The organism is Janthinobacterium svalbardense, from assembly GCF_002327145.1.
Classification (GTDB): domain Bacteria; phylum Pseudomonadota; class Gammaproteobacteria; order Burkholderiales; family Burkholderiaceae_D; genus Janthinobacterium; species Janthinobacterium tructae.
In genome coordinates, this window is sequence record NZ_CP023422.1 from 5,041,574 (window position 1) to 5,065,475 (window position 23,902).

General features: G+C 64.8%; 21 protein-coding genes and 1 pseudogene. 3 read left to right on the plus strand and 19 right to left on the minus strand.

Annotated elements, in window-relative coordinates; translation table 11 throughout:
• Positions 1 to 9: 9 nt before the first annotated feature.
• Genes CNX70_RS22435 through CNX70_RS22455 form a run of 5 tightly spaced genes read right to left on the minus strand, consistent with a single transcriptional unit; the run spans position 10 to position 4,491 of the window.
• Positions 10 to 1,374 (minus strand): sulfite reductase subunit alpha, encoded by a 1,365-nt coding sequence (locus tag CNX70_RS22435; protein WP_096237228.1) that lies wholly within the window; start codon positions 1,372 to 1,374, stop codon positions 10 to 12.
• 13 nt (positions 1,375 to 1,387) lie between these two features.
• A complete protein-coding gene (locus CNX70_RS22440) occupies positions 1,388 to 2,428 on the minus strand; it encodes an FAD:protein FMN transferase (protein WP_096237230.1) in 1,041 nt (346 codons plus the stop codon).
• 26 nt (positions 2,429 to 2,454) lie between these two features.
• Entirely contained in the window at positions 2,455 to 3,279 is an 825-nt protein-coding gene (locus CNX70_RS22445; protein WP_071076087.1) for a DUF4198 domain-containing protein, read from the minus strand.
• 10 nt (positions 3,280 to 3,289) lie between these two features.
• Positions 3,290 to 3,805 carry a DUF2271 domain-containing protein gene (locus CNX70_RS22450; protein ID WP_034783417.1) on the minus strand — a complete coding sequence of 172 codons (516 nt, stop codon included), beginning with the start codon at positions 3,803 to 3,805 and terminating at the stop codon, positions 3,290 to 3,292.
• A gap of 32 nt (positions 3,806 to 3,837) precedes the next feature.
• Positions 3,838 to 4,491, minus strand: a complete 654-nt coding sequence (locus tag CNX70_RS22455) for a PepSY-associated TM helix domain-containing protein (protein ID WP_096237232.1) — start codon at positions 4,489 to 4,491, stop codon at positions 3,838 to 3,840.
• 263 nt (positions 4,492 to 4,754) lie between these two features.
• Here CNX70_RS22455 and CNX70_RS22460 point away from each other — a divergent pair, with 263 nt between their 5' ends.
• Positions 4,755 to 5,252 (plus strand): pyridoxamine 5'-phosphate oxidase family protein, encoded by a 498-nt coding sequence (locus CNX70_RS22460; RefSeq protein WP_096237234.1) that lies wholly within the window; start codon positions 4,755 to 4,757, stop codon positions 5,250 to 5,252.
• Positions 5,253 to 5,369: 117 nt separating this feature from the next.
• Here the strand turns inward: CNX70_RS22460 and CNX70_RS22465 are convergent, their stop codons facing one another.
• From CNX70_RS22465 to CNX70_RS22525, 13 genes and pseudogenes are all read right to left on the minus strand, one after another.
• Positions 5,370 to 5,642, minus strand: coding sequence for a hypothetical protein (locus tag CNX70_RS22465; protein WP_157751232.1), 273 nt, complete (start codon positions 5,640 to 5,642; stop codon positions 5,370 to 5,372).
• 174 nt (positions 5,643 to 5,816) lie between these two features.
• Entirely contained in the window at positions 5,817 to 6,212 is a 396-nt protein-coding gene (locus CNX70_RS22470) for a KGG domain-containing protein (protein WP_096237238.1), read from the minus strand.
• A 193-nt stretch (positions 6,213 to 6,405) separates the two neighbouring features.
• Positions 6,406 to 7,095, minus strand: a complete 690-nt coding sequence (gene pdeM, locus CNX70_RS28405; RefSeq protein ID WP_157751234.1) for a ligase-associated DNA damage response endonuclease PdeM — start codon at positions 7,093 to 7,095, stop codon at positions 6,406 to 6,408.
• Positions 7,092 to 9,557, minus strand: coding sequence for a ligase-associated DNA damage response DEXH box helicase (locus CNX70_RS22480; RefSeq protein WP_157751236.1), 2,466 nt, complete (start codon positions 9,555 to 9,557; stop codon positions 7,092 to 7,094). The genes pdeM and CNX70_RS22480 overlap by 4 nt, the downstream gene beginning before the upstream one ends.
• Entirely contained in the window at positions 9,554 to 11,185 is a 1,632-nt protein-coding gene (locus CNX70_RS22485; protein ID WP_096237242.1) for an ATP-dependent DNA ligase, read from the minus strand. The genes CNX70_RS22480 and CNX70_RS22485 overlap by 4 nt, the downstream gene beginning before the upstream one ends.
• Positions 11,178 to 12,208 (minus strand): annotated as a pseudogene (locus tag CNX70_RS22490) (ligase-associated DNA damage response exonuclease). Before CNX70_RS22490 ends, CNX70_RS22485 begins: the two are co-directional and overlap by 8 nt.
• An 86-nt stretch (positions 12,209 to 12,294) precedes the next feature.
• On the minus strand, positions 12,295 to 13,983 hold the full coding sequence (locus CNX70_RS22495; protein ID WP_244198917.1) for a RecQ family ATP-dependent DNA helicase: 1,689 nt from the start codon (positions 13,981 to 13,983) through the stop codon (positions 12,295 to 12,297).
• A 103-nt stretch (positions 13,984 to 14,086) separates the two neighbouring features.
• Positions 14,087 to 14,485, minus strand: a complete 399-nt coding sequence (locus CNX70_RS22500) for an MAPEG family protein (RefSeq protein WP_096237244.1) — start codon at positions 14,483 to 14,485, stop codon at positions 14,087 to 14,089.
• Positions 14,486 to 14,532: 47 nt separating this feature from the next.
• Positions 14,533 to 17,943 carry a hybrid sensor histidine kinase/response regulator gene (locus CNX70_RS22505; RefSeq protein WP_244198918.1) on the minus strand — a complete coding sequence of 1,137 codons (3,411 nt, stop codon included), beginning with the start codon at positions 17,941 to 17,943 and terminating at the stop codon, positions 14,533 to 14,535.
• Positions 17,940 to 19,064: a hybrid sensor histidine kinase/response regulator gene (locus tag CNX70_RS22510; RefSeq protein ID WP_096238625.1), complete on the minus strand. Its 1,125-nt coding sequence runs from the start codon at positions 19,062 to 19,064 to the stop codon at positions 17,940 to 17,942. Before CNX70_RS22510 ends, CNX70_RS22505 begins: the two co-directional genes overlap by 4 nt.
• Positions 19,065 to 19,170: 106 nt before the next feature.
• The gene (locus CNX70_RS22515; RefSeq protein WP_096237246.1) at positions 19,171 to 19,779 is read right to left on the minus strand and encodes a chemotaxis protein CheB; all 609 of its coding nucleotides are present in this window, start codon (positions 19,777 to 19,779) and stop codon (positions 19,171 to 19,173) included.
• Position 19,780: 1 nt separating this feature from the next.
• Positions 19,781 to 20,626 carry a CheR family methyltransferase gene (locus CNX70_RS22520; RefSeq protein WP_208624455.1) on the minus strand — a complete coding sequence of 282 codons (846 nt, stop codon included), beginning with the start codon at positions 20,624 to 20,626 and terminating at the stop codon, positions 19,781 to 19,783.
• A 128-nt stretch (positions 20,627 to 20,754) separates the two neighbouring features.
• Positions 20,755 to 21,747 (minus strand): aldo/keto reductase, encoded by a 993-nt coding sequence (locus CNX70_RS22525; RefSeq protein WP_157751238.1) that lies wholly within the window; start codon positions 21,745 to 21,747, stop codon positions 20,755 to 20,757.
• An 83-nt stretch (positions 21,748 to 21,830) separates the two neighbouring features.
• Here CNX70_RS22525 and CNX70_RS22530 point away from each other — a divergent pair, with 83 nt between their 5' ends.
• Complete coding sequence (locus CNX70_RS22530) at positions 21,831 to 22,721, plus strand: LysR family transcriptional regulator (protein ID WP_244198919.1); 891 nt, start codon at positions 21,831 to 21,833, stop codon at positions 22,719 to 22,721.
• 67 nt (positions 22,722 to 22,788) lie between these two features.
• Entirely contained in the window at positions 22,789 to 23,298 is a 510-nt protein-coding gene (locus tag CNX70_RS22535; RefSeq protein WP_096237248.1) for a free L-methionine (R)-S-oxide reductase MsrC, read from the plus strand.
• Here CNX70_RS22535 and CNX70_RS22540 read toward each other — a convergent pair whose 3' ends face one another.
• Positions 23,299 to 23,895 carry an O-methyltransferase gene (locus CNX70_RS22540; protein ID WP_096238629.1) on the minus strand — a complete coding sequence of 199 codons (597 nt, stop codon included), beginning with the start codon at positions 23,893 to 23,895 and terminating at the stop codon, positions 23,299 to 23,301.
• Between the last annotated feature and the right edge of the window lie 7 nt (positions 23,896 to 23,902).

Genomic DNA, 23,902 nt, shown 5'->3' on the forward strand with positions numbered 1-23,902 from the left:
CCTTCTGTATTAATACACGTCGCGCCGGTAGCGCCCCTCGGCCGCCAGCGCATCGAGCGCGGGCCGGCCCAGGATTTCCTGCAGGGCCTGGTCGACGCCGCCCGCCATGCCGGCCAGGCTGCCGCAAATGTAGATGGCCGCGCCCTGCTGCAGCCACAATGTGATTTCATCGGCATTGCCGCGCAGGCGGTCTTGCACGTAGGTGCGCTCGGCCTGGTCACGCGAAAACGCCAGATCCAGACGCGGCAAGTCGCCGCTGGCGTGCCACTGTTCAATTTCTTCGCGATAATGGAAATCGTGGGCCGCGTTGCGCTCGCCAAAGATCAGCCAGTTGCGCCGCTGCCCTGCCAGCACGCGGCTTTTCAAATGCCCGCGCAAGCCGGCAATGCCGCTGCCGTTGCCGATCAAGATCAACGGCCGCTGGGCATTATCTTCCAGGCGAAAACGTTTGTGCTGGCGCAGGCGCAATTGCAGCACCTCGCCCACTTGCGCTTGCGCCGTGAGAAAGCCCGAGGCCAGGCCCAGGCTGCCGTCGGGATGCGCATGCTGGCGCACCAGCAAATGCACGCTGCCATCATGCGGGATCGAGGCGATCGAATATTCGCGCGGTTGCGATGGGTCGGCCGGCGCGGCCACTTGCACCAGGTCGCCCGACTGCCAATCCGGCAAGCTGCCTGCCACGGGCGCCAGTTCCACATGATAGATGGCGCCACCCGCGCTGCCCGGATTGAGCAACTGCCGCTGCATCAATTTCCAGTCGCCGAAGGCGGGGCCGCTCCAGTCCGGCGCGTCGCTGGTGCCAGCCAGGTGGCTCAGGTGCTGGAACCATTGTTCGATGGCGGCGCTGGCGCTGCGGTCGACCTCGATGCGTTGAAACAGGCGCGCGGCGCCCTGCGTGGCCAGCCAGGCATCGAGCGCGCGGCCGAAGCCGCAAAACTGGTCATAGCTGCGGTCGCCCAGGGCCAGCACGGCGTAATGCAATTGCGGCAGCGCCAGTTCGCCCGTCATCAGGCGGCCCATGAAAGCGGCGGCATTATCGGGCGCATCGCCTTCGCCATACGTGCTGACCAGGAACAAGGCCCGTTCCGCTTGTTGCAGATCAAGGGCTGTGAGTTCGGCCAGCGCGCACAGGCGCACGGGGATGCCGGCCAGTTGCAGGCTCTGCGCCGTTTGCGTGGCCAGTTCCTCGGCATTGCCCGTCTGGCTCGCATACGCCACCAGCCAGGCAGGATTGTTGGCCAGCGCCGCCCTGGCGGCAGCGGACGCGCGGCGCTTAGCGCGTGCGCGCAGCCAGGGTGCCAGGCATACGCCCGCGTAGCTGAGGGACAAGGTGGCAAGCAAGGCCAGCCGCGTCGTATCGTGCGTAAAAATCATGGGAAATAAATGTTCATTCGTCGAGCATGGCCAGCATGTGGCTGCTCAACGTTTCGTGGTAGCCATCGCCGTCGCGCTGCAGGAAGCGCGCGGCCAGGCCCTGCTCTTCGGCCAGCGCCATGCCAGCGTCTGGTCCCAGCACCGTCAGGGCCGTCGACCAGGCGTCGGCCGCCATGCATTGCTCATGCACGACGGTGACGGAAGCGAGCTGATTGGCGATCGGCATGCCGCTGCGCGGATCGATCGTATGGGAAAAACGCACCGTGCCATCCTGAAAAAAACGCCGGTAGTCGCCCGAGGTGGCCACGGACAGGCCGTGCAGCGCCAGCAGCATTTCCGGCGGATGCTGGGCATTATCGGCACTATCCGCGGCGCCTTCGACCTGTTCCAGCATGACCCACCACGGCTGGCCGTCGGGCTTGCTACCGGCGCCGCGCAGCTCGCCGCCCACTTCGACCAGGTAATGGCCGATGCCCTGGCTGTCCAGGTAGCGGGCCAGGCGGTCCACGCCATAGCCCTTCGCCACGGCCGACAAATCGAGTTGCAAGCCACCGGGCTGGCGCGCGCGGCGGGCCGGCAAGTCCAGTTCCAGGCGGCGGCGCTGGCGCTGCGACAGCAGCAGCGCCAGCGTATCGTCTTTCGGCGGCAGGAAGCCCGGTTCATCGTAGCGATTGCGGGGGCCGAAGCCCCACAGGTTGACGAGCGCCCCCGCGCACGGGTCGTACGCGCCACCGGACGCCTGCGACACGTGCATGGCAAAGCCCAGCACCTCGCAAAAGGCGGCGGGCAGGCTGTGCCAGCTGCCCGGCTCGGCCCGGTTGAAGCGGCCCAGGTCGGACGCGTCGCTCCAGTGGCTCATTTGCGCCACGACCAAGTCCAGCTGTTGCTGCAAGCCCTGCTGCAGGTCGGCGCTGCCGGCGCGTCCCGGCATGGCGGATTCGACCAGGCGCACCGACCAGCTGGTGCCCATGGTCAGGCCGTGCAAGTCCCGGATCGCGGCGCCGGGCGGCGCGACCTGATCGGAAATATGCTGCGGCAGCAGGACCCAGCGCATCGGCGAGCTCGTGAAGAGGCCGCCGCTTACTGCGGCAGCACTTCCACGGTGGCCGCGTAGGTCATGCGGCGCTCGGGCATGGCTGGCGGCTGGCCGGCCACGGCCGGTGCGGCCGCTGGCCAGGTGCTGCTCAGGTAATACATGCCTGCCGCCGGTACCGTAAACGTGATCTCGCCCTTGGCATCGGTGCTCTGGCGGATTTCACCGAGCACGCCACGGTAGCGCACGCCGCCTGGCACCAGGCTGAAAGCCTGGTTCGCCGCCGGCTTGCCGTCGACCAGGAAACGCCAGGTGGCTTTTTCGCCCGCGCGCAAGTCATTCGGGTGCGTCACGGGCACGAATTCCAGGCCCACGCCCGTCGGCTTGAACACTTCCGTGCTGGTTTCGCCATTGCTGAAGAAAGTTTCCAGGCGGCTGGCCGTGCGCGTGACTTTCACGTCTTGCGCATCGGCCGGCATGTCTTTCTTGAAAGTTTCCTCGTTGCCGCGGAAACGCTTCTGCTCGCCATTTTGCTTGTAGCTGGCCATCACGTTTTGCGACACGATGGCCGCCTTGTACGTGCCCGGCTTTTCCATCTTCACATCAAACACGCTGCGCAAGCGGCCCGTGACGGTGTTCGCCGGCGCCACTTTCGCGCCATCGGGACCGATGACTTGCAGCGCGTCCAGGCGCAGCGGCTGGTGGTCGATCTCGAACAGGCCATCGGAGACGGCCGCGTCCACCGTCACCCAGGCGTCCTTGCTTTCCACCATCGTGCTCGATGGCACCATCCAGCCGCGGTGGGCGTGGGCGTTCATGGCCAGGCCGGCCAGGGCCAGGGCGATCAGGGGCTTATTGAGTTGCTTGAACATGATGTGCGCCTTATGGTTTGAGTTGGACGACGACATTGCCGAGTTCTTCCTTGCCTTTGGCAGGAACGGACTGGGCCGATTTCAGCGGCCACTGGAACGGCACGCGCACCAGTTCGCGTCCACCCGCTTCGCGCGCCGCTTCCACCACCACCTGGTATTCGCCGGCCGGCAGCTTGTCGAGCAAGGCCTTGGCGCCGGGGAACGTCAGGGTATGTTCGCCCGGCGCACGCGTGGCGCCGCTGACGCCGTCGACGGGCATGGCCAGGTCGCGGCCGCTCTTGCGCCACCATTGACGCATGTCCTTCAGCCATTTCTCGCCTGCCTTGTCCTTCTTTTTCACGTCATACAGCACCGTCAGGTTGCCGACCACCTTTTGATCGGCCGTTTCCAGCCACGCCGCCACGTAGGGACGGTGGTATTCCGCCACGTTCAATTGCGGGATTTCAATCTTGAGGGCCAGGTCGGCCGCCATCGCCGAAGTGCCGATCAGGGGAAGGCCAAGCGCCAGGGAGTAGCGTAATTTCATGGTGTGCCTGTAAAAAGAAAAAATAAAAACGATCAGTGGATAAACAGCAAGGCGATCGCGCAAGGTATCAAGATACCGAGGCCAACCATCGGCCAGGTAAATGGCCGGTTGGCCGCGTGGAACTTCAAAATCAATAGCCCCGTCAGGCAAAACACGATGCAGGCGCCGGCAAAAATGTCGATGAACCAGCTCCAGGCCACGCCCGTGTTGCGGCCCTTGTGGACATCGTTGAGCCAGGACACCCAGCCCCGGTCCGTCAATTCGTATTCGGCGGCGCCGTCTTCCAGGCCGATCCGCACCCAGGCGTCACCACCCGCCTTCGGCAGCGGCAGGTAGACTTCGTCGACGCTCCATTCGGCGGGACGGCCACCCACATTGAGCGCCCATTGCTGCTTGAGCCAGGTCTCGGCGGCGGTCGGCATGGGCGCGTTGGCGCCATCGTGCTGGGCGGCATACGCGGCCAGTTGCGTGACCAAAGGGGCCGGCAACGTCGCCTTCTGGCGTGTGATCGCCGGCTTGGCCTCGATCTGGCCAGCGTGGTTCAGGGTGATGCCGGTGATAGCGAACAGAAACATGCCCAGCAGGCAAAGCGCCGAGCTGATCCAGTGCCATTGATGCAAGTTCTTCAGCCAGACGGCGCGGCTGGCGTTGTTCTTGGCCTTGTCTGCGGCGCCCGCATTACCCATAGCTCGCTCCCGGCAAGGAGCGGGCCAGGTGGCGCGACAAGTCAGTGTGCTTCATTCCCATCCTTCAATCAAAGTGCATGCTGATATTTTCAAACAAATGATAATGATTATCATTTATTAAGTCAATACATGGGGCACCCCGCCGGACCAGCGTTTTGTAACAGCTTTGAAACAAAGCTCCGCTGCTACGTAAGCTGCCGTACAGAGCAGCATGCAGCAAGCGCCTATGCTTGTTGTTCAGGACAACCAACAAGGGAGTACCCATGCAAGCTTATTCCAGCGAACAACTGGCCAGCATCGCGGCCAGGATCAAGGACGTCAAATTCGGCATGCTGACCACCAGCGACGACATGCGCACTCTCACCAGCCGGCCCCTGACGCAGCAGCAGGTCGACAACGAAGGGCAGATCTGGTTCTTTGTCTCGGACGAGGCCGCCTACACGCGCGACTTGCTGAACAATCCGCAAGTCAACGTCAGCTTCGTCGACACGGGCGACAGCCTGTATGTGTCCGTCTGCGGCCATGCGCAGTTGCTGAAAGACCGCGCCAAGGCGGAGGAATTGTGGAATCCGCTATTAAAAGCCTGGTTCCCGGGTGGACTCGACGATCCGAAACTGTCGCTGATCAAGGTGACGATCCAATCGGCCGAGTATTGGGACAGCAGCGCCAGCAAGATGATGCAATTCTATGCAATGGCCAAGGCGGCCATCACGGGCGAGGCGCCGAAAGACCTGGGCGAACATGGCCGGGTAGAGCTGTAGCGCTGTAGCAGAGCCTTCCTGATTGACACGCGCACAGGCAGGCATGGCCAGCCAGCGTGCGCGAACACGCCTGACGGCTGCCCCTGCAGGGATGATCAGACAAGCAAGAAGGGCAGCTCAGACCCCCGTACTGCCCGTGGTGTCGGGTGCATCGTCAGCGCTCTGCCGGCTCTGGCCGGCGGAACCGGACTGATGATGGGGCAAGCGGTCGGCGCGCCGTACTTCGCCGATGGAAAACAGATCGTCGCCAATATCGAGGCCCTGCTCGCTATCGACCAGCACAAAGTTCTCGGCCGACTCGGCCGTGCTTTGCTTGTTGCCCAGCGTGGACGGCATGGACGGCGTGCCGCCCTGGCTATTGCCGGGCTGCGGCGTAGTAGAGTTACCCATCATCTTCCCCCTGATCGTGAATGCGAGCGGATTGCAGATTGGCTGTGCGTTGGCCGTGGCCGGCGCCGCTATTTCATCATAGTGCATGCCTGCTGCATTGCATCAAAATTTTGTGACTGGCCGGCGGCAATGCGCGATTCCCGCCGGCCAGACTTGCCTTGCTACGGCTTGCGCTTACTTGTTGCGCGAACCGGAGGAGCCCGACCCTGAACCTGAACCTGAGCCACCGCTTTGCTTGTTGCCACTGTCGCGGTTGCCCTCCTGGTTCATGCTGGCATTCTCACGCGAGCCGCTGGAGCTGGAGCTGGAGCTGGCGGCACTTTGCCGGCTGCCATCGTTCTTGTGGCTTTGGCTGCCTGCGCGGCGCGCTTCTTCCGACGTGAATTCATGCGCCGTGCCCTTTTCATGCGCTGCACGTCCGCCTTCGCTGGCGATTTCGCGCTGCTGGGCGGGGTCCATGGAAGCGAAGCCACGCTTGCTGGTATCGCTTTGCTTGTTGCCGCCGCTGCCGCTACTACCGCTGCTGCTGGCTTTACTGCCTTGCTGTTTGTTGTCGTTCGATGTGGCCATGATGATCTCCTTGATCGTTAGAATCAGAAAACAGTGCAACCATGCAATTCTTCCCCCTCGCATGGCAAGGGAACCCTCATCTTAGTGCGCACATGGGGCGCAAGAAATAGGAGGATGGCAAGAGCGCATGTAGGATGAGTCCCGCCCACGGTGGCACAGTTACTTTCAGTTTTTCACCAAAAGTACCAAACACTCAGCAGTTAGCGGGTATAGCAAAAATCGCCGCGTCCGCCGTCACATACACGCGCTCGCCAGTGGCAGGCCGCAGGATATGGCCGCCCGTAAAGGCGCCAAACGCGGGCAGGATGGCGTGCGATGGCCCCAGCAGGAAACACGGCAGGCGCAGGCCGCCACCGCGTAATCCCCGCCCTGTTGCGCGCAGGTGAAACACGGGATGCACATGACCGGCCAGCACATAGCCGGGCGCGACAATGTCCGGGTGATGGCAGAACGACAGATTGCCGACGCTGTGCGGTTCATCGACCATGCGGATGCCCAGCGCGGCGGCCGGATCGCCCGCATGCGCATCGTGGTTGCCGCGCACCACCGTCAGGCGCATGTTGGAATGGCGCGCGCGCCAGGCCAGCATCGCCGCCACGGTGGCGGGCGCATGCGCGGCGCGCGCGTGCAAAAAATCGCCGAGAAAGACGATTTCCTCGCAGGCGTAACTGGCCAGCAAGGCGTCGAGCGCCAGCAGGTTTTGCGTGGTGGTGCCGCGCGGCACGGGTACGCCCAGCGCACGAAACGCGGCCGCCTTGCCGAAATGGATGTCGGCGATAATCAGCATCCGGCGCGCCGGCCAGTACACGGCCTTGTGCGCCAACAGCCAAACGCTCTCGCCAGCCAGGTCCACCGCGCAGTGCGCTGGCCGCTGCCCGCTCATGCGGCCGCCTTTTCCAGCGCGCTCACCAGGCGCGCCACCCGGTCCGACAGCTTTTCCGTCGTCAACTGTTCGCGGAAGCGCTCGACCATCAAGCCGAAGGCAAACGGCGAGGCGCGCTCCAAAGGCTGCAGGCTGATGCGCCGGCCGTGCAGCTCGCGCAAGGTGGCGCGCAAGCGCGTCAGTTCCAATTCCTGCTCCAGCACTTCGCGCTGCGCCTGCGTGAGCAGCAAATTGGCCGCGTCGTGCTTGCGGAACACTTCAAAGAACAGCGAGGACGAGGCCTGCAGCTGGCGCGCGCTTTTCGGCTGCCCCGGATAGCCTTGGAATACGAGGCCGGCGATGCGGGCGATTTCACGGAAGCGCCGCTGCGACAATTCCGTCGCGTTCAGGCTGGCCAGCACGTCTTCCAGCAAGTTGTCGGTGCTGAACAGGGCAATATCGGCGCCACTGGCGGCCGTCAACAGCGGCGCAAATGCGATGTCGTCCGTGCCCAGCAATTCAAAACCGTAATCGTTGACGGCGATCGACAAGGTGGCCGGCTGCACGCGCGCGATGCGGTACGCCAGCAGCGACGCCAGTCCCAGGTGCACGGAGCGACCGGCGAACGGATACACGAACAGGTGATGGCCTTCGCGGCTGGACAGGGTTTCCACCAGCAGACTGGCGCGCGTGGGCAGGCTGGACCATTTCTGCTGGATGGCCAGCAGCGGCGCCAGCGCGCGCATTTCCGGCCCGCTGGCTTTCCCTTCTTGCGCCAGCTGCAACTGGTCCAGCACGGCATGCGCCAGTTCCGACGACAACGGCATCTTGCCGCCTTGCCAGCGCGGCACGGCGCCGCGGCTACCCGTGGCGCGCCGCACGTAGGCCGTCATCTCGTGCACGCGCACGAATTCCAGGATGCGCCCGCCAAACAAGAAATGGTCGCCCTGCTTCAGGCGCGCGATGAAGGATTCCTCGATGCTGCCGATGCGTCCGCCACCGAGGAACTTGACCTGGATCGCCGCCTCCGACACGATGGTGCCAATGCTCATGCGGTGGCGCCGCGCCAGCGCCACGTCCGGCACGCGGTACGTGCCCTGTTCATCCGGCAGCACGCGCCGGTACTCCGGATACACGGTCAGGCTTTGCCCGCCGCGCGCAACGAAGTCGAGCGCCCATTGCCACTCGTCCAGGCTCAGGTGGCGATACGACCAGGCCGCGCGCACTTCCGCGTACAGCACCAGCGATGCAAAACCGCCGCCCAGGGCGATCGTCACCAGGTGCTGCACCAGCACGTCGAGCGGTTTGTCCGGCACGGGGCGCGCTTCCAGGTGGCCCTGCGCCAGGGCCGCGCGGGCAGCCGCCGCTTCCAGCAATTCCAGGCTGTTGGTGGGCACCAGGGTGACGCGCGAAATGCGCCCCGGCGCGTGGCCGCTGCGCCCCGCCCGCTGCACCAGGCGCGCGATGCCTTTCGCGCTGCCCACCTGCAGCACCCGTTCGACGGGCAGGAAATCGACGCCCAGGTCCAGGCTGGAGGTGCACACGACGGCTTTCAACTCACCCGTTTTCAGGTGCTGCTCGACCCACTCGCGCACTTCGCGGTCGAGCGAACCGTGGTGCAGGGCGATCAATCCTGCCCAGTCGGGCCGCGCATCGAGCAGGTGCTGGTACCACAGCTCGGCCTGCGAACGCGTATTCGTAAACACCAGCGTGGTGGTGCTGCCCTCGATCTCGGCGATCAATGGCTGCAGCATCTGGATGCCCAGGTGACCGCCCCAGGGAAAGCGCGTGGGGTTCACAGGAATCAGGCTGTCGACGAGGATGCGCTTTTTAACTTTGCCTTCCACCAGCACGCCATCGCTTTGTTCCCCCAGCAAGACGCCCTGCGCCTGCCGCAGATTGCCCAGGGTGGCCGACAGGCCCCACGTCATCAAGGTTCCATTCCAGCGGCGCAAGCGGGCCAGCGCCAGCTGCACTTGCACGCCGCGCTTGCTGCCCATCAATTCGTGCCACTCGTCGACGATCACGGTTTCCAGCAGGCTGAAGCGTTCCTGCGCGTCCGCCTGGCTCAGCATCAGGGACAGGCTTTCCGGCGTCGTGACGAGGACCTCGGGCCAGGCTTTCGCCTGCCGTGCCCGCTGCGCGGCGCTGGTATCGCCCGTGCGCGCCTCGATGCGCCAGCCGGGAGCGAGCTCCGCGCCAGAGGCTTGCAGCGCGCGCACGGTATCGGCCGCCAGCGCCCGCATGGGCGTGATCCACAACACGCGCAAGCCCTGCCTTTTGCTCTTGCGCGCCAGCCGCTCGGCGCGCAGCAAGGCGCCGAACCAGACGGCATACGTCTTGCCGGAACCCGTACTCGCATGCAGCAGGCCGGAGCGGCCCTGCGCAGCGGTGCGCCAGACGGCGCGCTGGAAGGGAAAAATCTTCCAGCCACGCCCGGCAAACCACGTGTCGATGCGCTGCGCCAGCACGCTTTTGCTCATGTGGCCTGGACCAGCATGGCCTTCAGGGTGGCCAGGGTGTCCGCGTCGGCGATGGCCTTGTCGTCACGGCGGCGCAGGATGCGGGGAAAGCGCACGGCGATGCCCGCCTTGTGACGGCTGGACGCGGCGATGCCTTCGAAGCCGATCTCGAATACCATCGTTGGCTGCACGCTGCGCACGGGGCCGAATTTTTCTATCGTCGTCTTGCGGATGGCCGCGTCGACTTGCGCGATCTCCGCATCCGTCAAGCCCGAATACGCCTTGGCGAACGGCACCAGCTTGCGCTCCTCGCCACCTTCCTCATCCCATACGGCGAACGTGTAATCCGTGTACAGCGACGCGCGCCGGCCGTGGCCCGCCTGGGCGTAGATCAGCACGGCGTCGATGGCATACGGCGCTATCTTCCATTTCCACCACGTGCCCACGTCTTTCGTGCGGCCCACGCCATATGCGGCCGAGACGGCCTTGAGCATCAGGCCTTCCACGCCGCGCGCGCGCGATTCAGCGCGGATGGCCGCCAGCGCCTCCCAGCTGGCAGCCATGATGCGCGGCGACAGGCGCAGCGCGGGAGCATCTACCTGCGCCACGACGCTTTCCAGCAGCGCGCGCCGTTCGAGCTGGGGCAACTGGCGCACATCCACGCCACCCGTTTCCAGCACATCGTAGGCTACCAGCACGGCGGGCAACTCGGCCAGCAGCTTGGACGACACCGTCTTGCGGCCCATGCGTTGTTGCAAATCGGCAAATGGCGCTGGCACGTCACCAGGCTGCCAGATGAGGATTTCGCCATCGAGCACGGTGCCCTCGGGCAAGGCCAGCTGCGCCAATTCGGGAAAGCGCTCCGTGATCAATTCCTCGCCGCGCGACCACAGCCAGTTCACGCCCTCGCGGCGCAGCAGCTGGGCACGCATGCCGTCGTACTTCCATTCGACCAGCCAGTCGCCGATGTCGCCCAGCGTCTCCGGCCCCGCCTGCAAGGGGTGCGCCAGGAAAAAGGGGTAAGGCTGGCCGCCGCGCAGCGCATGCTCGCCCTCCGACTGCGCGGCGATCAGTTTCAAAAATCCCGCCCCCGTGGGGCTGACCTTGCCATCGGTCCAGCCCATCAGGCGCTGGGCGATCAGCTTGCCGTCGACGGCGGCGATGGACGCCAGCGCGCGCGTCACCAGCAGTTTTGAGACGCCCACGCGAAAACCGCCGCCGATCAGTTTGATCAATAAAAAACGTTCGCGCGTTTCCAGCTCATCCCAGTAGGCCAGCAAGTCGGCGCGAATCGTGTCGGGCGCTGCGCCGCGCAACGGTGCGATGCGCTGCTCTATCCACTCGGCCAGGCCGATGTCGCTGCGTCTGGATGGTGCGGGCAGGATCAGGGCGATGGTTTCGGCCAGGTCGCCGACGGCGTGATAGGCTTCGTCGAACAGCCAGGCATCGAGGCCTGCCCGTTCGGTCGCGTATGCGCGCAGCAACCTGGTGGGCACGGCCTGGCGCGGCTTGCCACCGGCCAGGAAGTACACGGCCCAGGCCGCGTTCTCGGGCGCGGCAGCACCAAAATAGGCTTGCAGCGCCGCCAGCTTGCGGCTGGTGGACGTGGTTTCATCGAGTTCCGCGTACAAGCGGGCAAAGTCACGCATGGGGCGCTGCCTCCTGCTGTGCAACTACGCTGTCGTCCGCCTCGTCATCGCCATATTCCGTCTCGAAGCCGCCCGCCTGCCAGCCATTCTGCTGCAGCCAGCGCACCATCACGGGTATCGAGCCGTGCGTAACGATGATGCGCTCGGCCTGCGTAGCCGTGATGGCTTGCATCAGGCCGGGCCAGTCGGCGTGGTCGGACAGCACGAACCCCCGGTCCACGCCACGCCGCCTGCGCGCGCCACGCAGCAGCATCCAGCCGCTGGCGAACGCATCGCTGTAGTCGCCGAAGCGCTTCATCCACGGCGAACCGGCCGCCGATGGGGGGCGATCACCATGGCCGTCTTCAGGGCCGCCTTCTCCGCCACATCGCCGACCATGACGGTGGCGGGCAAGGCCACGCCGGACTCGCGGTAGACCTGCGTCAAGGCCTGCGCCGCGCCATGGCAGATGATGGGGCCGATGCTGGGATCGAGCCCGGCCAGGATGCGCTGCGCCTTGCCGAAGGCATAGCAGAACAGCACGCTGGTGCGCCCTTCGGCCGCATTCCTGCGCCACCACTGGTTGATGTCGTCATGGATTTCCTGCGGCGCCTGCCAGCGGTAGATGGGCAGGCCGAAGGTCGATTCCGTGATGAAGGTGTCGCAGCGCACGGGCTCGAACGGTGCGCAAGTGGGATCGGGCTGCAGCTTGTAGTCGCCGGACGCCACCCACACTGCACCGCCGTATTCCATGCGCACCTGGGCAGAACCGAGCACGTGGCCGGCCGGATGCAGCGACACTTGCACGCCGTGGTGTTCGATGCTGGCACCATACGCGAGCGCCTGGATGGAAACGGCGCCCAGGCGCGCGCGCAGCACTTGCTCGCCGGGAGCGGCGCACAGGTAATGCCGGTGCCCAACTCGCGCATGGTCGGCATGCGCATGCGTGATGATGGCGCGCTCGACCGGTCGCCACGGGTCGATGTAGAACTGACCCGGCACACAGTACAAGCCTTCCTTGCGCACCACCACCATGTCCGCCATGCCCGCCTCCTTACGAAAAACCGCGTTGGAATGGGCTGATTCTAGCGCTCTTGCGCTCGATCACTGTTCGACAGCGCACTATGGGTTCAAGCCGGTGCGACAAACTCGGCCATGAAGGTGCGCGTGGTGTTTTCCGGAAACGCAATCGTGACCTGGTCGCCCGCCACCGATAGCACGGTGCCGATCTGGTAACGGGGCACGCGCACGCGGCTGCCGACGGCGATCTGGGACCCTGGCGCCGACACATGAGCAGGCGCAGGCGGCAACTCGTCCAGGGTGATGGGCGCGGCCAGCGCGGGCGGCGACTGGCAATTATCGCAAGTGCAGCAGCGCGCGAAATCACCGGCATCGCCAAAGTAATCGAGCAGCAGTTTCCAGCGGCACAGGCCGCTTTGCGCATACGCCACCATCTGCTCCAGCGCCTGTTTTTCGCGCTCCTGCTTGTCGACATAGATCTGTGCCAGCTGCGCATACGAGGGCGACTTGGCCGAGGGCGCTTTCAGACTGTAGCCCAGCTTGCGGTCCTGGTGCAGCAGTTTGCCGTCTTTCAACAGTTTCAGGCACACCTTCAAGTGGCCGTCGGAAAACTCGGGCAGGCTGGACGCCAGCGCAGCGAAAGCAAAGGTGGCCGGCAAGTCTTGCGCTGCCGCCACGATGGCGGCCAATTCTTCAGTTGTCGGGTAATGCTTCGCCAGAAAGAATTGCTGGACCCGCTTGTCTTCCTGGAAGTACAGCAAGGTGCAGTCGGCGGGCAAGCCGTCGCGCCCCGCCCGGCCCGCTTCCTGGTAGTACGCTTCCAGGTTGGCCGGCACCTGCAAGTGAATCACGAAGCGGGTGTCGGGCTTGTCGATGCCCATGCCGAACGCGTTAGTGGCGACCATGATGCGGCGTTCGCCGTTCATGAACAAGTCCTGGTTGTGCTGGCGATCGCGCGCCGCCAGCTTGCCGTGGTAGCACGTGACGCTCTCGCCCAGTTCCGCCAGCCGCGCCGCCAGGTCCTCGACGGCCTTGACGGTGGCCGCATACACGATGCCCACGCCAGCCGTCTCGCGCAGCAGGCGCAAGACGCTATCGTGTTTCTCTGCGGCATTCGTAACCTGGATTACGCGGTAGCGCAAATTGGCGCGGTAGATGCCCGTATTGATGACATGCAGCTTGCGCGCTTCCAGTTGCGCGTCGATATCGGCCATCACTTCTCCTGTGGCCGTGGCCGTCAGCGCCAGCACGGGCGGACGGCCCAGCGCGCGCAGGGCGGCCGCGATGTCCAGGTAGGCGGGACGGAAGTCGTGGCCCCACTGGGAAATGCAATGGGCTTCATCGATAACCACCAGGCTGGGGGGCGCGCCAGCCAGCAGCGACAGGAATGCGGTATTGGTCAGGCGCTCCGGCGTGCAAAAGATGATGAGCCTGCCGCGCTGGGCGATGCAGGCGATGGCAGCGTCCTCTTCCGCACGCGCCAGGCTGCTATTGAGCTGCACGGCCGTGATGCCCAGTGCGTGCAGCTTTTCCAGCTGGTCTTTCATCAATGAAATGAGCGGCGAGACGACCAGCGTCACGCCCGGCAACAGGGCGGCGGGCAGCTGGTAGCACAGCGATTTGCCGCTGCCGGTGGGCATGATGGCCAGGGTGTCGCGCCCGGCCAGCACGCTGTCGATGACTTCCTGCTGGCCAGTGCGCAGGCGCGCGATGCCGAATACCGAACGCAGCAGCCGCTGGATCTTGCGCTGGCGGGCGCGGCCAGAATCTTGCACTACAGAAATAGCATTCACCATCATGGTCCGGTCCCTGACATGCCGGCACCAGTTACCAGCTTGTCGCCACTTTACGGCCGGGTCTGTCGCCAGGCCGTAGGACGCCTGCTACAGCCCGCGTAGGAATTCAGGAAGCGAACAGGATGGCCCAGAACAGCATCAGCAAGCCGGCAATCGACACGCACCACACCAGTGTGCGCACGACGGGCACGCCAAACGCGTACAGGGGCAAATACAGCACGCGGGCGGCCAGGTACAGGGCCGCGCCGTACAGGGTCAGCGCGCTTTCGTGCGCCGTCACGTGGGCGATCAGCACGGCGGCGGCGAACAGGGGCAGGGTTTCAAACAAGTTCGCCTGGGCGCGCTGCAAGCGGCCCGTGATCTTGCCCACGGGCGGCCCATCGCCGTCGCGCGCGCTGACGTTATACGCCGTGCCCGTTTCGCGCGTGCGAAACATTGCAGGCAGCAGGATTTGCACCAGCGCCAGCACCAAAGTACAGCCCAGCATGGTCAGTTCAGGAGTCATCTTTACCTCTGCGGATGGGATAGGCAAGCCGTGCCGGCGCGTGCCCGTCAGGGTTGGTCGAGTGCTGCTTGTAATTCCGTCAAATCATACGGCTTGCGCAAGACACTGGCGGAAAAGCCCAGTTCATCCATCGATTCCTTGCCATAGCCGGTGGAAAAGATGATGCGCATGCCCGGTTTCTCGCGCAGCACCATGCGTGCCAGCGCGATGCCGGACATGCCGGGCAGGCTGACATCGGTAAACAGGATATCGAAGTCTTGCTCGTTGAGCAATTTCCACGCCGCCTCGCCATCGGACACGCCGCTCACCGTGTGGCCCAGCATGCCCACCAGTTCGCACACCATCAGCTGGGAATCGAGATTGTCTTCCACCACGAGTATCTTCATCGATGTCGGCATGTCCCCCTGCGGTTCGGGCGCATGGCCAGTCAGGTCCAGCCCCGGCGTGCCGCTTCCCAGCGCGCTGGCCGCCGTGCTGCCGCTTGCCGGAGAGCCGGCCACCGGCGCGCCAGACCGTTCAAACTGGCGCGCGCGCATTTGCTGCTGGCGGTTGGCAAGCACATGGCGCAGCTTGCGCGCCAGCTCTTCGCGCCGGTACGGCTTGCTGAGCAATTCCACCCCCGCGTCGAGCCTGCCCTCATGCACGATCACATCCTGCGCGTAGCCCGAGGTAAACAACACGGCGATGTCGGGCTGCAATTCGCGCGCCTGGCGCGCCATGTCCGTGCTGCTGACGGGGCCCGGCATGATGACATCCGTAAACAGCAAGTCGATCTGCGCGCCGCTGTGCAGCACGGCCAGCGCGCTTTCGCCATCTTCGGCTTTCAGCACCGTATAGCCAAGCGCGCCGAGCATGTCGACCACGGTGGTGCGCACGCCCACGTCGTCTTCCACCACCAGCACGGTTTCCGTGCCGCCCGTGACGACGCCGCTCAACTCCAGCTCCTCGTCCGCTTCGGCCATCAGGGAACGGGGCAAATAGATTTTGACTCCCGTGCCCACGCCAGGTTCACTGTAGATGCGGATATGGCCGCGGCTTTGCGTGACGAAACCATACGCCATCGACAGGCCCAGGCCCGTGCCCGCGCCTTCCGGCTTGGTGGTGAAAAACGGCTCGAACGCACGCTGCAGCACGGGGCCGCTCATGCCGCGGCCCGTGTCCGTCACCGACAGCATCACATACTGCCCCGCCGGCACGTCGACCAGCTTGTGCACATACTGTTCGTCGAGCACGACATTGCCCAGTTCGATGGTCAGCTTGCCCGCGCCATCCATGGCGTCGCGCGCGTTGATGGCCAGGTTCAGGATGACGTTCTCGATCTGGCTGCGGTCGACCAGAGTGTTCCACAGCCCGCCGCCGCCCACCAGCACGATGTCGATCGCTTCGCCCAGGGCGCGCCGCAGCAGCGCATCCATATTGCGCACCACACGGGCCAGGTCGGCCACCACGGGTTTCAACGGTTGACGCCGCGCAAACGCCAGCAGGTGAGACGACAGCTTGGCGCCCCGCTCGACGGCGGCAATCGCCGTGTCCAGGCGCTGGCGCATCAGGCCATCCGAGCCCGTCAGGTGGTGCAGCAAATGCAAATTGCCGGAAATGATTTGCAGCACGTTGTTGAAGTCGTGCGCGATGCCGCCCGTCAGCTGGCCCACGGCTTCCATCTTTTGCGCCTGGCGCAAGGCGTCTTCGGCCTTGGTGCGCTCAGCCACTTCCTGTTCGACACGGTGTTCCAGCGTTTCGTTCAATTCATGCAGCGCTTTTTCCACGCGGCGCCGGTCCGTGATATCGGTCTTGACGGCGATCAGGGAACGTGTCTGGCCATGCTCGTCCAGCAGACGGCTGACATTGCTCGACACCCACACTTGCGAGCCATCGGGTTTCAAATAGCGCTTTTCCAGCGAAAAAGACTCGCCCGTTTCCACCAGGCGCTGGAACAGTACGCTGTTGCCGGGTACATCCGCCGGATGCATAATGTCGTTCATGTTCAGGCTCAGCAGCTCTTCGGCCGAGCGGCCCAGCATGCAGCACAGGGCCCCGTTGACCCTCTGGAAACGGCCATCGAGGCCCAGCTCGGACAAGCCCACCGAGGCCTGGCCGAAAATGGCCGCCATGCGCTCCTGGCTGGCGTTGAGTTCATCCTCGATCTGGCGCCGCTCCGTCACGTCGAACGAGACGCCCACGTAGCGGCGCTGGCCCGGCATGCGGCCGGCCACCACCTCGCCCTGGCGCGCGATCCAGCGCAGCGCGCCGTCGGCAGGGCGGCGGATGCGGTATTCCTCGTATTCGAGGGGATTGGGCGCCAGATCCAGCTTGCTCGGTCCGACCTTTTGCCGGTCGCGCGCATCGACCAGACTCACCAGCAGGCGTTCCGTCACTTCCACCTCGTCGGCAATGCCCCACAGGCGACGGAACATGGGCGACACCAGCATCGCACCCGTATCGGGAAACCATTCGAACGTGCCGATGCCGCCCGCCTGCTGGGCCAGGCGCAGCCGCTCCTCGCCTTCCATGCGCCTGGTGACATCGATGCCCTCGACCAGGATGCCCGTGACCACGCCCTCGTCATCCTTGATGGGCTGGTACACGAAGTCGATCTGGCGCTGGCCCGTCTGCCCATCCGCCGTCTGCAAATCCACTTTGACCTGGCGCCCCTCGTAAGGTTCGCCCGTGCGGTAGACCTGGTCGAGCAGTTCGATGAAGCCCTGCGCCTTGACTTCAGGCAAGGCCGATTCGACTGTCTTGCCGAGTAAGTCGCGGTGCCCCACCAGGTGCAGATAATGCTCGTTCGCCAATTCGAACACATGCTGCGGCCCGCGCAGCAGGGCCATGAAGCTGGGCGCCTGCTGGAACAGGGCGCGCAGCAGCGCGCGCTCCTCGCCCAGGCGGCGGTTGGCCGCGCGCACGGCCTCGCTCTCGGCCTGCAAGGTGGTGTTGAGTTGGCCCAGCTCGGCCGTGGCCAGCTTCAGCTGGCGCCCCTCTTCCATGCGCGCCGTCAATTCCAGCGCCGTGCACAGCACGCCGTCCACCTGGCCGCCGGCGCCATGCACGGGCGCATAAAACAGGTCGAAGCAAACATCCGTCGGTTTTCCATCCCGCAACAGCGGCAGACAGCGCTCGCGGTGCATTTGCGTCTCGCCGCGCAGTCCCGCTGCGAGGATGCGCGCGTTCCAGTCCCAGATTTCGGGCCAGACGGCGGGCACCGTGCCGCCCAGCGCCACCGGATGGCGCGCGCCGGCGATCTGAATGTAATCGTCGTTGTAAATCATGACGTGCTGCGGGCCCCACATCAGCACCATCGCCATCGGCGAATTGAGCATGATGTCGACGCTGGTGCGCAGATGGGCGGGCCAGCCTTCGAGGGCGCCCAGGCTGGTGGCGGACCAGTCATGCTGGCGCACCAGTTCGCCCATGCTGCCGCCGCCGGACGGCCAGGCTGGCGCGCGCATGTCGCCGCTCATGTGGCCAGTCCCGCTTGCACGCGCACCTGGCACTGGCGCGGGATGCGCACCGTCGCCAGCGTACCCTGCGTGGCCGTCGAACTGATCTCGACCGTGCCGCCGTGGGCCTTGACGAACATGTTCACCGTGTACAGGCCCAGTCCCAGGCCCTGCCCAGTCCGGCGCTTCTCGCCCGCCTGCTGGAACGGTTCGAACAGGGTCGGCAGCAAGGCGGCGGGAATGACGCCGCGATTGGCGATGCGCAACTCGATGCTGTCGGCGTCCCGTCCATCGAGGGCCAGTTGCACCGGCGTACCCGCCTCGCCATGCGTGAGGGCATTGCACAGGAGATTCGAGATGACTTGCGACAGCAAGCCCGCATCGCATTGGCCGTGCAGCTCGCCAACACTGCTGACTTCGACAAGCGGGGCCTGGCCGGCCGTCTCGCATTCCTCGACGATGGCGCGCGCCAGCGCCAGGAAGTCGTGTGTGCTGCTGCGCAACTCCATCGTGCCGGAACGGATGCGCGCCAGGTCCAGCAGCTGGTCGACCATGCGCGCCATGCGCTTGGCGCTGCTTTCGATGCGCTGCGCCGTGACGATCACCTTCGGATGATCGCTCATCATCGGCAACAGCATGGCGCCGTTCATCACCACCGACAGCGGCGTGCGCAAGTCGTGGCCCAGCACGGCCGTGAACAGTTCGTTGAGGTGCAGCGCATGCTTGAGTTCATCGAGCTGGGCCGACAGTTCACGCTTTTGCTGGAACAGTTGCACCAGCACCGCCACCTTGCTTTGCAAGGCTTTCACGTCGATGGGCTTGTACAGGAAATCGACGGCGCCCGCCTCGTAGCCACGGAAGCTGTAGCTCGGCTCGCGCGACGCGGCCGTGAGAAAAATCAGGGGGATGCCGCGCGTGCGTTCGCTGCCGCGCATCAGTTCGGCCAATTCAAAACCGTCCATCTGCGGCATTTGCACGTCGATCAGGGCGAGTGCCACTTCATGCGTCAACAGCAGTTCCAGCGCTTGCGCGCCCGAACTTGCTTTCAGGATCACAATACCGGGCCGTGCCAGCACAGCTTCGGCGGCGACCAGGTTTTGCGCGATGTCGTCAACGACGAGGATATGGATAGGAGCGGTCACGGAATCATCTTCAGGCATCGCAACGGCAAGATGCCATCGTGTTTCGATATGAACATCAACATTGTTTCAATTCTCACATATATTACACGCACTGCCCCACTCCCATTCACTTGTGTTCGCCATCACCGAGCAAGGCCAGGCTGGCAGCCATCTGCGGCAAATCGAGCACCCGGTCGGCGCCGGCCAGCTTGAGCGCGGCGGCCGGCATGATGCCACAACTGGCGCGTTGCGGATCTTGCACCCAGGCACTACCGCCCAGCTGCCGCACGCGCGCCAGTCCCGCCGCGCCGTCGGCCGAAGCGCCCGTCAGGATGATGGCCAGCATGGCGCGCCGGTAGGCATAGGCAGCCGTTTCCAGCAGGACATCGATGGACGGGCGCGAAAAATACACGGGTTCTTCCTGCGACAGGGAAAAACAGCCATCGGGTTCGATTTGCAGGTGGTAATCGGGCGGGGCAAAATACACGGTGCCGCCTTGCAGCGGTTCCTTGTCCTGCGCTTCGCGCAAGGGCAGCGCGCAGCGCGCCGCATACAGCTGCGGCAACTGGCTGGAACGGCCTGGCGCCAAATGCAGCACCACCACCACGGTGGCGCGGCAGGTGGCGGGCAAGGCGCGCAGCACCGTGCCCAGCGCTTCCACGCCGCCGGCCGAGGCGCCGATGGCGATCAGGCGCAGGCCTGCGGGCGGTGGTGCCACGTCGCTGGTCGGCAGCATGTCAGGCACGCTGGAAGATGCGTTCAGCCGGACTCAGCTCGTTGAAGCTGGCCGCATGGCGGCTGAAGTGCAGGCTTTCCTTCATGCCCAGGCCCAGGAAGCCCCGGTTCACCAGCGCTTCGTGGAACAGGCCCAGGCTGCGGTCTTGCAAGTCTTTATTGAAGTAAATCATGACGTTACGGCAGGAAACCATGTGCACCTCCGAAAACACGCTGTCCGTCGCCAGGCTATGGTCGGCGAAGACGAACTGGCGCCGCAGGCGGCGGTCAAAGATGGCGCCCTTGTAGGCGGCCGTGTAATAGTCGGACAGCGAACGCTTGCCGCCCGCCAGCTGGTAGTTTTCGCTGAACTGGGCGATGCGCTCGACCGAATAGATGCCCGCTTCGGCGGCGGCCAGCGCCTCGACATTGATGTCGGTCGCATAAATCATGCTGCGCTCAAGCAAGCCTTCCTCTTCCAGCAGGATGGCCAGCGACCACACCTCTTCGCCGCTGCTGCAACCGGCCACCCAGATCTTGATGGAGGGATAGGTGTGCAGGACGGGCACGACTTTTTCGCGCAAGGCGCGGAAATATGCGGGATCGCGGAACATCTCGCTCACCTGCACCGTAAAGAATTGCAGCATCTGCGCGAACATGGCCGGTTCGTGCAAGATGCGGTCCTGCAATTGCGACAGGCTGGCGCAGCCAAAGCGCTGCATGGCCTGGCGCATGCGCCGGCGCAGGGACGCCACGGAATAATCGCGAAAATCATGCTGATAGCGCAGCAGTATTCCCTCAAGTAATAACTTCAGTTCGATATCGAAAATATCATCATCTAGCAATTTGACATCCACCCTTCTATCCATGCAGCATCCCCCGGCCCCGCACCACTACACGGGTGCATGGAGCCAGCCGAAATGCTAGCAGATCACCGGGGATTATCGCGCAGGAAAAGCGTCAGTTAGGTACGCTGGCGTACGCTCGGCCCACTTTTTCAGGCATCCACGCCCTTCATGCCCTCCTGCGTATAACGCGCCCCCGCCGCCATGCCCAGGGGAAAGGCGGCGTTCATCGCCGCCAGCTCCGCCCCGTCCAGCTGCACGGCCAGCGCGCCGAGGTTGTCGTGCAAATACGCGATGCGCTTGGTGCCGGGAATGGGGATGATGTCATCGCCTTGCGCCAGCAGCCAGGCCAGCGCCAGCTGGGCCGGCGTGCAACCTTTTGCGCGCGCCAGTTGCTGGACCTGCGCCACGATGGCCTGGTTGCGCGCCAGGTTGTCGGCTGCGAAACGGGGATTGAACTGGCGGAAATCCCCCGCGTCGAGACTGGCCGCATCGGCGATGGCGCCCGTCAGGAAACCGCGCCCCAGCGGGCTGTAGGCAAAGAAACTGGCACCCACTTCGCGGCAGGCGGCCAGCACGCCCTGCTCCGGCTCGCGCGTCCACAGCGAGTATTCGCTCTGCACGGCGGCCACGGGGCAGAGTGCCGCCGCACGCCGCAAGGTGGCGGTGCTGACTTCGCACAGGCCCACGGCGCGAATCTTTCCTTCTTGCAGCAGTTGCGCCAGCGCCCCCATCGATTCTTCCAGTGGCGTATCCAGGTTCAGGCGGTGCAGATAGAACAGGTCGATGCTTTCCACGCCCAGGCGCGTCAGCGACGCTACGCACGCCTGGCGGATATAGGCGGGGGAATTGTCGACGCGGCGCGCATAACTGCCCGCCTCGCGCGCCAGGCCGCACTTGGTGGCGACCAGGGCCTGGCCGCGATGGCCCTTTAAAAATCGCCCCAGCAATTGCTCGTTGTGGCCGACGCCGTAGGCGTCGGCCGTGTCGAACAGGGTCACGCCCGCAGCCAGGGCCGCTTCCAGCGTGGCCATCGATTGCGCCTCGTCCGTGGCGCCATAAAATTCCGACATGCCCATGCAGCCCAGGCCCAGTGCCGAGCTGCTCAAACCGCTATGGCCGATGCGTCGTTGTTGCAGTTGCATATTGATCTCCCTCACGTCAAAGCGGCCAGTCTGCGCCGCGCCGGCTGGCGGGGGAATGTGCGATTTCGTGATACCTTTCTGGTATGAGAGCCCTCGACACCCATGCCCTGAGCCTGTTTTGCGCCGTTGCCCGCTGCCTCAATTTCCGCCAGGCGGCGGAGCAATTGCACATGACCCAGCCGCCATTGTCGCGCGCCATCAGAACATTGGAAGAAAAACTGGGCGCGCGATTGTTCGAGCGCGACACGCAGGGCGTGGCCCTGACGCAGGCGGGCAGCACCCTGCTGCCGCAGGCACTGCACATTCTCGATTTGCTGGATCGGGCGCAAACGTCGCTGCGGCAAGACAGCGCGCCCGCGCGCCTGCGCCTGGGCCTGACGAGTTCCGTGGCAGCCGGCCTGTTCCGCCCGCTGCTGGGGGCGCTGGAAGGACAACTGGGCAATATCCGCCTGGAACTGACGGCCGCACCGTCGCCACGCCTGGTGGCTAGCGTGCGCAAGGGCCAGCTCGACGCGGCCCTGCTGGCGCTACCCAGCGCCACCTTCGAGCTGGCCGTGCAGCCGCTGGCGCGCCAGCCCATGATGCTGGCCCTGCCCGCAGGCCACCGGTTGGCGAAGAAACGCAAGCTCAGTCTGAGCGACATCGCGGCAGAACCGATTTACTGGTTCGAACGGGCGCGCCAGCCCGCCTTCTTCGACCATTGCCAGCAAGTGTTTCGCCGGCATGGCTTCGCGCCCACCTTCCTGCGCGAAGCGGTGGACCACCATGTGCTGCTCGGCGACGTGGCGGCCGGCAAGGGCATGGCGCTGCTGGCCGATTCGTTCCGCGCGCTGCGCTTAGCTGGCGTGGCCTACCGGCCATTGACCGAGGGCGAGGAGCTGGCGGCCGGCATTGGCCTGGCCTGGCGCGAAGAGCACGGCCATGCGGCCCTGCCCCTGCTGCGCCAGCTCGCGCAAGAACATCTGACAAAATGAAGGCCGCGCGCGGAGGCGCCAGACGCGCTACCATGACGCCTTCCCCATTTTGCACGCCACCACGACCATGACGTTTACCCTCAGCGACGCCGCCTACGCCACCGATACCCCAGAAGCCAAGCAAGCCATGTATGCGGACCTGCGCTCGCAGCTGCAAGGCTTGCTGTCGGGCGAAACCGACTTCATCGCCAATACGGCCAACTTCAGCTCGCTGGTCTTCAACACCATGCCGGGCCTGAACTGGGCCGGTTTTTATTTCCTGAAAGGCGAGGAACTGGTGCTGGGACCGTTCCAGGGCAAGCCGGCCTGCATCCGCATCAAGAAGGGACGCGGCGTGTGCGGCACCACCGTGGTCGAAGGCAAGTCCATCGTCGTGCAGGATGTGCACGCGTTTCCTGGCCACATCGCCTGCGACGTCAATTCGCGCTCGGAACTGGTGGTGCCCGTGTTTGCGAACGACCAGATCATCGGCGTGTTCGACCTCGACAGTCCCCTGGTCGGCCGCTTCGATGATATCGACGCGCAAGGCGTCGAATCGCTGGTGCGCGTGCTGCAAGCGGCTATCGTTGCTGAATAATCAGTTGCCGGACTTGACGGCGATGAATTCGCCCTTGCCGACGGTGGCCAGGCACGTCGTGTAGCGGCTGTCGGCGCGGATGGCGTCAAGGAACGGCGCCATGTCCGCGTAGTGCGAACTGGCGTTGTCGACCACCAGCACGCCGCCGGCCGCCAGCGCGCGGTCCAGCTGCGGCCACCATAGGGCGTATTGCTGGCGCGCGGAATCGAGGAAGATGAAATCGTAGGCGCCATCGGCCGCATCGCGCAGCACGTCGCCCGCGTCCGCCAGCAACTGGCCAATCACGCCTTGCAATTGCGCGCGCGCAAAGTTGGCATGCGCCATGTCGAACTTGTCCTGCGCCTTTTCCACCGTCACCACGCTGCCGCCCAGCGAGCGCGCCGCGCGCGCCAGCCACAGGGTGGAATAGCCGTTCGAGGTGCCGATTTCCAGCACCCGGCGTGCGCCGCGCGCATGCACCAGCACGGCCAGCAATTCGCCCGTATCGCGCGTGATGTTGAGCATGCGGCTGGCGCGCTCGGCATGTTCAGCATCATTGGCCAGACCGAACGCTTCCAGTTCGGCCAGCAGGGTATCGATGGTATCGGCGCTTGCCATGATGGCT

Bases quoted from the DNA above. Each gene is read 5' to 3' on its own strand.
- CNX70_RS22470 (WP_096237238.1), bottom strand. From the start codon at position 6,212: ATGGCCACATCGAACGACAACAAACAGCAAGGCAGTAAAGCCAGCAGC.
- CNX70_RS22435 (WP_096237228.1), bottom strand. From the start codon at position 1,374: ATGATTTTTACGCACGATACGACGCGGCTGGCCTTGCTTGCCACCTTG.
- CNX70_RS22515 (WP_096237246.1), bottom strand. From the start codon at position 19,779: ATGCTGCCGACCAGCGACGTGGCACCACCGCCCGCAGGCCTGCGCCTG.
- CNX70_RS22485 (WP_096237242.1), bottom strand. From the start codon at position 11,185: ATGCGTGACTTTGCCCGCTTGTACGCGGAACTCGATGAAACCACGTCC.
- CNX70_RS22450 (WP_034783417.1), bottom strand. From the start codon at position 3,805: ATGAAATTACGCTACTCCCTGGCGCTTGGCCTTCCCCTGATCGGCACT.
- CNX70_RS22540 (WP_096238629.1), bottom strand. From the start codon at position 23,895: ATGGCAAGCGCCGATACCATCGATACCCTGCTGGCCGAACTGGAAGCG.
- CNX70_RS22495 (WP_244198917.1), bottom strand. From the start codon at position 13,983: ATGATGGTGAATGCTATTTCTGTAGTGCAAGATTCTGGCCGCGCCCGC.
- CNX70_RS22480 (WP_157751236.1), bottom strand. From the start codon at position 9,557: ATGAGCAAAAGCGTGCTGGCGCAGCGCATCGACACGTGGTTTGCCGGG.
- CNX70_RS22455 (WP_096237232.1), bottom strand. From the start codon at position 4,491: ATGGGTAATGCGGGCGCCGCAGACAAGGCCAAGAACAACGCCAGCCGC.
- CNX70_RS22500 (WP_096237244.1), bottom strand. From the start codon at position 14,485: ATGACTCCTGAACTGACCATGCTGGGCTGTACTTTGGTGCTGGCGCTG.
- CNX70_RS22460 (WP_096237234.1), top strand. From the start codon at position 4,755: ATGCAAGCTTATTCCAGCGAACAACTGGCCAGCATCGCGGCCAGGATC.
- CNX70_RS22520 (WP_208624455.1), bottom strand. From the start codon at position 20,626: ATGGATAGAAGGGTGGATGTCAAATTGCTAGATGATGATATTTTCGAT.
- CNX70_RS22440 (WP_096237230.1), bottom strand. From the start codon at position 2,428: ATGCGCTGGGTCCTGCTGCCGCAGCATATTTCCGATCAGGTCGCGCCG.
- CNX70_RS22535 (WP_096237248.1), top strand. From the start codon at position 22,789: ATGACGTTTACCCTCAGCGACGCCGCCTACGCCACCGATACCCCAGAA.
- CNX70_RS22445 (WP_071076087.1), bottom strand. From the start codon at position 3,279: ATGTTCAAGCAACTCAATAAGCCCCTGATCGCCCTGGCCCTGGCCGGC.
- CNX70_RS22465 (WP_157751232.1), bottom strand. From the start codon at position 5,642: ATGGGTAACTCTACTACGCCGCAGCCCGGCAATAGCCAGGGCGGCACG.
- pdeM (WP_157751234.1), bottom strand. From the start codon at position 7,095: ATGAGCGGGCAGCGGCCAGCGCACTGCGCGGTGGACCTGGCTGGCGAG.
- CNX70_RS22525 (WP_157751238.1), bottom strand. From the start codon at position 21,747: ATGCAACTGCAACAACGACGCATCGGCCATAGCGGTTTGAGCAGCTCG.
- CNX70_RS22505 (WP_244198918.1), bottom strand. From the start codon at position 17,943: ATGAGCGGCGACATGCGCGCGCCAGCCTGGCCGTCCGGCGGCGGCAGC.
- CNX70_RS22530 (WP_244198919.1), top strand. From the start codon at position 21,831: ATGAGAGCCCTCGACACCCATGCCCTGAGCCTGTTTTGCGCCGTTGCC.